The sequence below is a fragment of the Anaerococcus porci genome (assembly GCF_009696575.1).
Classification (GTDB): Bacteria; Bacillota; Clostridia; order Tissierellales; family Peptoniphilaceae; genus Anaerococcus; species Anaerococcus porci.
Map to the genome: position 1 here is coordinate 1 of NZ_VULQ01000035.1, position 1,174 is coordinate 1,174.

Below are 1,174 nucleotides of genomic sequence, written 5' to 3' on the forward strand. Positions count from 1 at the left end.
CCACAGGGATATTGATCATACCACAGATGAGCATAACCTACTCCGATTTCTCCTTCAATATTCCAATGCTTTGACAGCGGATACTGGTATCCATAAGTCAATCCGGCACCGGCAAAAATCCCTTGATAGCGTCCATCTCGCGCTGCATTCTTCAGATTCAGTCCACTAAAGAATACTCCGGGAACCGGCAAGCTCACATTTGAGACATTCAACTGTCCGCCCATGGCATGCACGCCGAAGAAATGACCATTCCTAGTCGTACAAGTCCACCATCTGTATTCCGGCATCACCACCCAATGCTTGACAAACCTCTCGCCATGAGTATCGGTACTGAATTTCCAAGGATTCAAACCGTAGACTATATTCAAAGAGGATTTGGAGGATAAGCCAAACTCAAGACCAAGGTTAGGTGTCGTAGTGGCATCGTATAGTAGGTTGGTCTTGAGGGCTATCTGATGAGCGGCTGCGCCGGGAGAGAGGAAGAGGGCGAGCAGCACGATGGATATTAATATTGATTTCATCGCTTAATATATTCTGATTGGTATATGATGGGTAAGTAAGATGTGATTATCTGGATATAAATGGAGTGATAATTGCGAACTTATACTTGAATTTCGGGAAAAGAAGGTGTTGTTTTTTCTGTTGGTAGAAAAATTCAGACTTCTATTGAAGAAAATCAGATATGAGCCTTTCAATATCATTATCATTGATGAGGGAGGAGTACGGAGATTTCAATTTCCGATGTAGCCCCCCTTGTCAATGGTCAGATTTTGATCAGACAATGCAAGTACAGGGAGTGACGCATGCGAATTGCGTTTATGTCGATGGTCAGTTAGTATAAATAAGTCAGTAAGCATAATGCGTGATAAGTCTGCATCCCTCTTAGTTCCCGATACGAGGGGTATTAAAAACATGAAAGCGTGGGAACCTGTCTTGTTGCCATCTCTTGGATTGGGGCCGTCGCATTGCCCTTGTAGGTAAGATGACAAAAGTGAAGCCCACGCAAATTATGATAATATGCAGTCTGCAAGACTAAACGCTCGCGCGTTTAGCCTTACATGCACGGTAATCATATCCATGCGGCGTCTACTGCTTCTAATCCTGACCTACAGATGAAAGTTGCGAAGTTCCAATCCGTCAAGAATTAGCGTAAAGTAACGCTTTAGATAATTAT

General features: G+C 43.4%; 1 protein-coding gene. It reads right to left on the reverse strand.

The window, feature by feature from the left end:
* On the reverse strand, window positions 1-521 hold a 521-nt coding region (locus tag FYJ26_RS10730; protein WP_154542243.1), incomplete at its 3' end, for a DUF3575 domain-containing protein.
* Window positions 522-1,174 lie beyond the last annotated feature (653 nt).